Origin of the sequence: Microtetraspora fusca, from assembly GCF_001570365.1 — a bacterium.
Lineage (GTDB): Bacteria > Actinomycetota > Actinomycetes > Streptosporangiales > Streptosporangiaceae > Microtetraspora > Microtetraspora fusca.
On record NZ_BBYK01000065.1, the window covers coordinates 104,640 to 112,897 of the forward strand.

Genomic DNA, 8,258 nt, shown 5'->3' on the forward strand with positions numbered 1-8,258 from the left:
GGCAATCCAAACACGATCGCCCCCGTGCAGGTCATCCGGCACCCGCCGATCTCCGCGCCCGCAGCGCCCGTACGCCCCGCCGGGCGAACACGTACAGGTACAGCACCCAGCCGAGGGCGATGATCGCCAGAGTGGCGAGCGGAGCCGGCGAGCCCGGGGAGGCGGCGAGCTCGTCAAGCGCCCCGCGGCACGCGGCGATCGTGATGGGGACCGTGTATCCGGCGAAGAAGGCGAGCCCGAGGACGCGGCCCACGACGAGGAACCAGGCGTACCGGCGGACGCCCCGCGACGCACCCGGCGCCGGCCGGCGGCCGATCACCGCCCGGAGATACGACTGGGCGTCCTCCATGAGATTCTTTTCTCCGGTCAGGTTCGCGTACGCGTAATACACGTCGGTACGCATGAAGAAAAGAAACTGCCAGACGATCTGTGACAGGCAGATCAGCATCACCAGGCGTATGGCTCCGCTGTCCGTGAAAAGCAGCGCGCAGGCTCCGGCGGAGAAGAGGAACAGATCCGTCCGCATTCCCGCGAGATGTACGCGATAACGCGCCCTTCGTGGCGTCTGCCAAATTCCGGTTACCTTGGTCTGGACCACCAGGAACTGCATCCTGGTTCCCAGGGAAAGCTCGGCGCGTACCCCGAGAGAACGTGCTGCGAAAATGTGGCTCAGCTCGTGGACGAAGACCAGGAGCCAGGAGCCGGCCGCGAAGGCGACGGTGAACGCGAGGCTGTCGGCCCACACCAGCCCGGTGTACGTGGGCAGGATCTCCGGACGCGCCACGACGGCGGCCACCGCGCAGGAGAACACGGCCAGCACCACGGCGTCGGCCGCCCGGGAGAACAGCGGCCGCACCAGTTCGGGCCGGATCCGGTCCCAGAAGTTGGGCGGCCGCCGCGGCGGGGCGAGCAGGCCGAGACCTTCCAGGTCACGGACGAAATCGGCGACGTCCACATCGATGTCGTGGCTCTCCCGCACGCGGGCGCGGACGTCGTCGGCGGTCCTGGTCCCGTCCATCAGCTCGATCACCGCGGCGGCGACGGCGGGTACGTTGACGAATGTCTCCCCGTTGCCGATGACGTAGTCGTCCGGGCCGTCGGCGACGACGCTGAGGAAGGACAGGTCCGCGGACGTCATCCGCAGACTCCGCAGTCGCTCATGCGGACGAAGTCGCGGCTGGTCGTGGCCAAGGTCAGCAGGTCAAGGTACACCGTCCTGCCCTTGATCGCGCACGGCCCGGTCCCCGTGGCGTAGCGGGTGATCTCGGAGGCGAGCAGGCCGGCCACGGCCGCGCAGAGCGGGCCGAAGGAGGGGGTCACCCGCCCGGCGTTCTCCGGCGTCGGCAGCTCCGGCCTGCCGTACCGCTCGGCGAGCTGCCGCTCCTGGCAGGCCAGGCAGGCGGTCTCGCCCGGCACCACGAGCGGCCCGATCAGCCCGACGTGCTGGTTGAAGCCCCCGGTGACGAACGGCACGCCGGCCTCGACGCAGGCGCGGTTCACCCACCTGCGGATGTGCGGCTGCGGCGTGTCCACGGTGTTCACCACGAAATCAGCGCCCACGACGGCCTCGGCGACATCCTCCGCGCCGGACAGGCGACGTTCCAGCGTCCGGATCTCCGCTTCGGGCCGGTACCGGCGCAGCGTTCGGGCCGCGGCGGCCACCTTGGGCGCGCCCACGTCCTCGGGCGTGTACAGGTGCTGGCGATGCAGGTTGGACGGCTCGACTCGGTCGTCGTCGACGAGTCGGAGGGTCCGGACCCCGGCGGTGACCAGCTGGGTGGCGCAGGCTCCGCCGATCGCGCCCACGCCGAGCACGGCGACGTCGAGCCCGGACAGCTCGCGTAGCCCCGCCTCGACCCGCTCGGCGGGGTGGAACATGGACAGGAACAGGGCCTGGCGGGAGAGGCGCTCGTCCCGGGTCAGGCGTGCCACGTCGTCCTCGCCGACCAGAACGCGGGCGGCGAGCAGCGTGTCGACCGCGGCGTCGATGTCATCCGGCGAGATGTCGTCGATCAGTTCGTACAGCTCTTTCCTGCTGCGCGGCGTGTTCGCGCACAGGCGCAGCAGGTGGCGCAGGGGTGCTTCGGCGGGTTCGAGGATCTGCCCGGTCGGAGGAAAGTCTCCGAGCCTGGCCCGTCCCTGGAAATCGTCGAGAAAAAGAGGGAAAGCCGGATTCACTTGAACCCGAGGCATCGGCTGGGCTCCCGGAAAGGAAAGAAGACGGTGTGGGGCCACCGCGTCGGCGTCGGCGGCCCCACGGGACGGTCAGCAGCTGTTGCTGTTCCCTGTGGTCTCGACTTCTTCGACCTTCTTGATCTCGATCTTCATGGGGAACCCCTTCCGTCGATTTCTCCGGTCGGGCGAGAGTTTAGGGGGAGGATCACCGGAAAAGCGAGACCCAAATACCTGCGGTAATCACAATGACTCATTTTGTAATGTCAAGTCATAGTGGTTTGAAGAAATCGATGACCCGCTGCCAGACGAGTGCGGCGGCGTCGGGGTCGTATCCGGGGAGGTCCGGGTCGGTGAACAGGTGCGTCTCGCCGGGATAGACGTGCGCCTCGAAGCGGGCTCCGGCGGCGGTGACCGCGCGGCCCAGCTCGGCGATCTCGGTGGCGTCGATCCATGGATCGCGCTCCATGTAGTGGACCTGGACCGGAACGGTCGACGGCCACGGCCCGGAGATGACCTCGTCCGCGGTCACACCGCCATGCAGCAGGACCGCGCCGCGTGCCGCGGGATGGGTGGCGGCCAGGAGCTGAGCGGCGTACGCGCCAAGGGAGAACCCGGCGAAAACCGCGGGCTCCCGGATGTCCGCGCCGATCTCCCGGACCCGGCGCTCGACCTCGGCGAAGCCCAGCGCGTCGCGCTTGCGCAGGCCGCTCTCGATGTCGTCGAAGATCTCTCCGTCGTAGTAGTCAGGTGTGCGTACGGTGTGGCCCGCCGACCGGAGGATGTCGGCGGCGGCGGAGACACCGGGTCGGAGGCCCTGCGCGGAGTGGAACAGGACGATCTCAGTCATGCGGTCTGTCTACCACCGGGCGAGACCTCTGACCAGGTGTGCTTTCGCAGGTGAAGGCTCCAGTAAACCAGGCGCCTGAGGTGCCGGGTGGGCGCGGGCTCAGCTCTCGGTGACGCTGCCGGCGGTGACGTGGAGGCGGCGCGTGGTGTGGACCGCCTCCAGCATCCGCCGGTCGTGGGTGACCAGCAGCAGCGTCCCCTCGTACGCGGCGAGCGCCGACTCGAGTTGCTCGATCGCGGGCAGGTCGAGGTGGTTGGTCGGCTCGTCCAGGACGAGCAGGTTGACCCCGCGCGCCTGGAGGAGGGCGAGCGCCGCCCGGGTCCGCTCGCCGGGCGACAGGGTGGCCGCGGAGCGCAGCACGTGGTCGGCGCGCAGGCCGAACTTCGCGAGCAGGGTGCGGACGTCGGCCGGCGGAAGCTCGACGAGCGCCCCGAACGCGTCGAGCAGCGGCTCGTCCCCCTCGAACAGGGCGCGGGCCTGGTCGACCTCGCCGACGACCACGCCGGGGCCGAGCGCCGCCGCGCCCTCGGCGAGGGGCAGCCGCCCGAGCAGCGCGCCGAGCAGGGTGGACTTGCCCGAGCCGTTCGCGCCGGTGATCGCGACCCGCTCCGCCCAGTCGATCTGCAGGTCCACCGGGCCGAGGGTGAAGCCGCCGCGCCGTACGACCGCTCCGCGCAGCGTCGCCACCACCGCGCCGGAGCGGGGAGCGGCGGCGATCTCCATCCGGAGCTCCCACTCCTTGCGCGGCTCCTCGACGACCTCCAGCCGCTCGATCACCCGCTCGGTCTGCCGGGCCTTGGCGGCCTGCTTCTCGGTGGCCTCGGAGCGGAACTTCCGGCCGATCTTGTCGCTGTCGGGGGCCTTGCGGCGGGCGTTCTTGACGCCCTTCTCCATCCACGCGCGCTGGGTCCGGGCGCGGGTCTCCAGCGACGCCCTGGTCTCGGCGTACTCGTCGTACCGCTCCCGCGCGTGCCGGCGGGCGACCTCGCGCTCCTCCAGGTAGGCGTCGTAGCCGCCGCCGTACGCGCGGACCTGCCGCTGGGCGAGGTCGAGCTCGACGACCCGGTTGACCGTACGGGCGAGGAACTCGCGGTCGTGGCTGACCACGACGACGCCCGCGCGCAGCCCGGTCACGAAGCGTTCGAGCCGGTCGAGGCCGTCGAGGTCGAGGTCGTTGGTCGGCTCGTCGAGCAGGAACACGTCGTAGCGGCTGAGCAGCAGCGACGCCAGCCCCGCCCGCGCCGCCTGGCCGCCGGACAGGGAGGTCATCTCCTGCTCCAGATCGACCGTGAGCCCGAGCTCGGCGGCCACCTCGGCGGCCCGCTCCTCCAGGTCGGCGCCGCCCAGGGCGAGCCAGCGCTCCAGCGCCTCCGCGTACGCGTCGCCGGGGTCGCCGTCGGCCAGCGCCTCGGTGGCCACGTCGAGGGCCCGCTGCGCGGCGGCCACGCCGGTCCGCCGGGCGAGGAACGCGGCCACCGTCTCGCCCGGCCGCCGTTCGGGCTCCTGCGGCAGATGGCCGACATTGGCGGTGGGCGGGCTGAGCCGTACCGAGCCGTGCTCGGGGGTGTCGAGCCCGGCCAGCAGGCGCAGCAGCGTGGACTTGCCCGCGCCGTTCACCCCGACCAGCCCGACGACGTCCCCGGGGGCGACGACGAGATCGAGATCGCTGAACAGCACGCGGTCGCCGTGCCCGGCGGTGAGGTCTTTTCCGACAAGAGTGGCGCTCATGAGGACTCCAAGGTTATCGGCGTCAGCCGTCGCCGAGCGCGTCGCGGGCCTTCATCAGGGCGAAGCCGAGCAGGTTGCGCCCGCGCCAGGTGGACGCGCCGGCCGCCCTCTCGTCGTCCGCGGCCAGCCCGATGCCCCAGATCCGGTCGTACGGGCTGGCCTCGACGAGCACCCGGTTCCGGGTGCCCAGCAGGAACGCCGTCAGGTCCGGGTCGGCGCCGAACTTGGCGATGTTGCCGCGCGCCACGATCTCGAAGCGCCGGGCCGCCCACAGCTCGTCGTCGAATCCGCGGACGGCGCGGCCCAGAGCCTTGGCCTCGTTCGGGTGGCCCGCGGCCAGGATCCGCTCGGCCGTCTCCTCGTCCCCGAACAGCCACGCCTTGTGCGCCATCATGTAGTGCTCAGCTGTACGGAAGAGCCGCCCGTCGGCGGTGAACGGGGCCTCCCACCACTGGCTGAGGCAGCTCGGCCCGATCACGCCGTCCCGCCGGGGGTGGTGGCCCCAGAAGAAAAGGTAGCGGGGCGGCCGGCCCGCCCGCTCGGCCGCGATCGCCTCCTCGACGGATCGCGGCAGCGCGGCGTCGTCGGAGAGGGCGACCTCCAGCAGCGGCAGGACCCGACCCGGGATGGACCCGGACGGGGTGGCGCCGATCCGCACCGCCCCCATGGCCAGGTAGAACGGCTCCGCGTTCGGGTCGGCGTCGATCGTCAGGCGGGTGAAGCCCAGCTCGCGCGCCCCGGACACGATGTGCTCGTACAGGGCACGGCCGACGCCGCCGCCGATCGCGTCCGGGTCCACGAAGAGCATGCCGAGCGCCCCCTCGGGCGGCTCGCCCTCCAGGGTGCCGAAGCCGAGGACGCGCCCGTCCCGCTCCGCCACCGTGGCGCGTACGGTCTCGACCTGGGACGGCGCGAGGGTGAGCTCGTCCGCGCACGCCGCCATGAACGCCGCGTCGTAGCCCCAGTACGCCTTCGAGCGGATCGCCAGCTCGCTCAGGATCTCGGCCTCGTCCGCCCGCGCCGCTCTGATCAGCATCTCTGGTTCCCCTCACCCGACGGCTCCGCCGATCCTTCCCGGCCGGGGCCGCAGGGGTCAAAGCGATTTCGACGGTCTGGAGCTCCAGGATTTGTCGGAGGTGATCATTAGGGTCCAGGGCATGGCTGAAGCGGTGCGGACGGACATGACGGGGCGGCGGCCGGAGCGGGCCCCATGACCCCCTGGCGGGTGGTCGCCGCGCGGATCGCCGCCGGTGACACCGCGGGCACCCTCCGGCTCGTGACCTCGCTCGACACGGGCGGCAGGAGGGCGGTGGCGACGGAGTTGCCGCGCCACCTGGCCGAGCTGAAGCGGACCACGGACGGCTGGTGGGAGTGGCGGGCGCAGATCCCGGCCCTGCGGGTGGCCGGCGCGGCCTGTCTGCCGGGTCCTGGCGTCGTGGCGAACTGGCTCTACCGGCGTGACTTCGGCTGGCGGGACGACCACGTCGCCGACGCGGGACGCATCCTCGGAGTGCTGCGCCGGCGGCCCGAGCCGTGGCGCGCGGATCTGGCTCGCCGGATGGTCGAGCGGCTGCGGGCGTCCCAGGTGGGCGCGGAGATCCCGCACTGGCGGATCGCCGCGAGCCTGATCCGCGAGACCGGCATCGAGCCGCCCCCGAACGACGCCTTCGTGGTCGGCTGGCTCCGCTCCCTCGGCGCGGCCGGCCACGCGGCGCGACGGCCCGACCTGGAGCGCCTTGCCCGCGATCCGCTGCTCGTACGGCTCCTACCGCGCGTCTTCGACCTCGCCGGCCTGGGCTCGGCCCTCTTCGGAGCCCAGGTGGACGTCATCGCCCGGATGGTCCACGAGGGCCTGCTCGACCGGGCCGAGATCCTCGACCGGGTAGTCGGGCGGCTGCTCGCCGACGGCCCCTCGGCCTTGCCCGCGCTGACCGAGCTGCACGACCGGCTCGACCCCACCCTCGACGAGCTGGGGGAACGCGTCACCGACTATGTCCGGCTGCTCCCCGCCGCGCCGCTCACGGTGGCCGAGGCGGCGCTGGCGCGGCTGCGCCTGCTGGAGGCCGGGGACCGCCTGGCCGTCGAGATGTTCGCCGAGGCGGCGGAGGCGCTGGCGTCCCGGCCGGAGCCCCGGATCGCCATCGCGCTCGCCCACTGGATCGGCGACGCCGTACGCCGGGACCCGGAGCGGGCCGCCGTTCTCGAGGCGGCCGCCCACCTCTCCATCGAGCTCCGCGAGCAGATCGCCGCCGAGTACGGCCCGGCGGGGTCGAGGGTTCCTTGTGACGGGCAGGGAGCGGGCGTGAGAGAGTGCGAACCATGCTGACGATCCAGCCGCTGGTGCGATTGACCGGGATCGGCTACGAAGGCGCCGACCTCCACGGGTTCATCCAGACGCTCCATCAGGAGGGCGTGACGCGGCTCGTCGACGTCCGGCTGAACCCGATCTCGCGCAAGCGCGGCTTCAGCAAGACGGCGCTGGCCGCCGCCCTGGCCGGCGCCGGTATCGCGTACGAGCACATGCGGGCGCTCGGCAATCCCAAGTGGAACAGGGCGGGTTTCGGTGGCAGCGCCTCGGAACTGCGTGCCGCGCGGCTGACCTACGCCGGGCAGATGACGGATGACGGCGCGCGCCAGTGCATCGAGCGGATCGCCGAGATGGCACGGCGGGAGACGGTAGCGATCATGTGTTTCGAGGCCGATGAACGGCGTTGCCATCGTGACGTGGTGCTGGAGGCCGTTCGAGAGCGGTTTCGTTCGGCCGCCGGACTGTGAGACGCCGGGGATAGACGACGCCCAGCACGATGGAGCTCTGCGGGTGGGCCTGCTGGTTGCCCGCGTAGAAGATCGTGTCGCGATCGGGCGCGCACATCAGGTCCCAGAACTTCTCCCGGACAGCTTGTTCGACCCCCGCGTCGTCGCGGCTGTCCACGCTCCGCTGCAGGGCCACCAACTCCCAGTCGTAGATGCCCTGTCGATGGGTGTTGCAGTGTGAGGAGTGGCATCGGTACCGGTACCACGCTTTGAATCTGGGGGCCTGGAGAGCCATACGTGGGCCGGAGTCGAAGAGCCCGAGTTGTCGCACGTACTGGTCGATCTTCCGCTGCTCCGCGGCTGTCCAGCCCGGATGGCGTTCGATATCAAGCGAAAGGATCTCCTTCGGCCTGATGGCGGCCAGCGATCGGGCGGCGGGGTGCCGCCGCACCGCCGCGATGAGGTCACACATCGACGTTTCGATGTAGTCGTCGATGTAGGCCATCCTTTTCGGCCAGCCGTCGAGATGCCGTTCCACGACGAAACCGTCCGCCCGAGGTCGCCAGCTCTCCGCCCGGGGGTCGTTCGAGGCGGGTTTGGCCTCCACCGTCACGACGTCGTACTTCCGGAAACGACTGTTGCCGTCCAACTCGCGGAAGTTGATGGGGTAGAGCCGTATCCAGCCGGGATACTCGATGTCCAGCCGCAGGGCGGCGACGCACACGGTCTCCCCGTAGGTCTCCGACGGATTCGG

Annotated in this window: 8 protein-coding genes; 2 read left to right on the plus strand and 6 right to left on the minus strand. The window is 71.2% G+C overall.

Annotated features, from left to right (window positions below):
• Positions 1-31 precede the first annotated feature (31 nt).
• From AWQ68_RS31170 to ybiA, 5 genes are all read right to left on the minus strand, one after another.
• Complete coding sequence (locus AWQ68_RS31170; RefSeq protein WP_066947237.1) at positions 32-1,138, minus strand: PqqD family peptide modification chaperone; 1,107 nt, start codon at positions 1,136-1,138, stop codon at positions 32-34.
• Positions 1,135-2,193 carry a TOMM precursor leader peptide-binding protein gene (locus tag AWQ68_RS31175; RefSeq protein ID WP_084464594.1) on the minus strand — a complete coding sequence of 353 codons (1,059 nt, stop codon included), beginning with the start codon at positions 2,191-2,193 and terminating at the stop codon, positions 1,135-1,137. Before AWQ68_RS31175 ends, AWQ68_RS31170 begins: the two co-directional genes overlap by 4 nt.
• A gap of 250 nt (positions 2,194-2,443) precedes the next feature.
• Entirely contained in the window at positions 2,444-3,022 is a 579-nt protein-coding gene (locus AWQ68_RS31180) for a dienelactone hydrolase family protein (protein WP_066947241.1), read from the minus strand.
• Positions 3,023-3,121: 99 nt separating this feature from the next.
• Complete coding sequence (locus tag AWQ68_RS31185; RefSeq protein ID WP_066947243.1) at positions 3,122-4,750, minus strand: ABC-F family ATP-binding cassette domain-containing protein; 1,629 nt, start codon at positions 4,748-4,750, stop codon at positions 3,122-3,124.
• Positions 4,751-4,772: 22 nt separating this feature from the next.
• Positions 4,773-5,786 (minus strand): riboflavin biosynthesis intermediates N-glycosidase, encoded by a 1,014-nt coding sequence (ybiA, locus tag AWQ68_RS46010; RefSeq protein ID WP_169809021.1) that lies wholly within the window; start codon positions 5,784-5,786, stop codon positions 4,773-4,775.
• 174 nt (positions 5,787-5,960) lie between these two features.
• On the opposite strand from ybiA, the gene AWQ68_RS31195 reads away from it, so the two are divergent.
• On the plus strand, positions 5,961-7,076 hold the full coding sequence (locus AWQ68_RS31195; protein WP_066947245.1) for a hypothetical protein: 1,116 nt from the start codon (positions 5,961-5,963) through the stop codon (positions 7,074-7,076).
• Entirely contained in the window at positions 7,070-7,525 is a 456-nt protein-coding gene (locus AWQ68_RS31200; RefSeq protein WP_066947247.1) for a DUF488 domain-containing protein, read from the plus strand. Before AWQ68_RS31195 ends, AWQ68_RS31200 begins: the two co-directional genes overlap by 7 nt.
• Here the strand turns inward: AWQ68_RS31200 and AWQ68_RS43780 are convergent.
• A partial coding sequence (locus AWQ68_RS43780; protein WP_169809022.1) for a DUF8757 domain-containing protein occupies positions 7,434-8,258 on the minus strand: 825 nt, incomplete at its 5' end. The genes AWQ68_RS31200 and AWQ68_RS43780 overlap by 92 nt on opposite strands.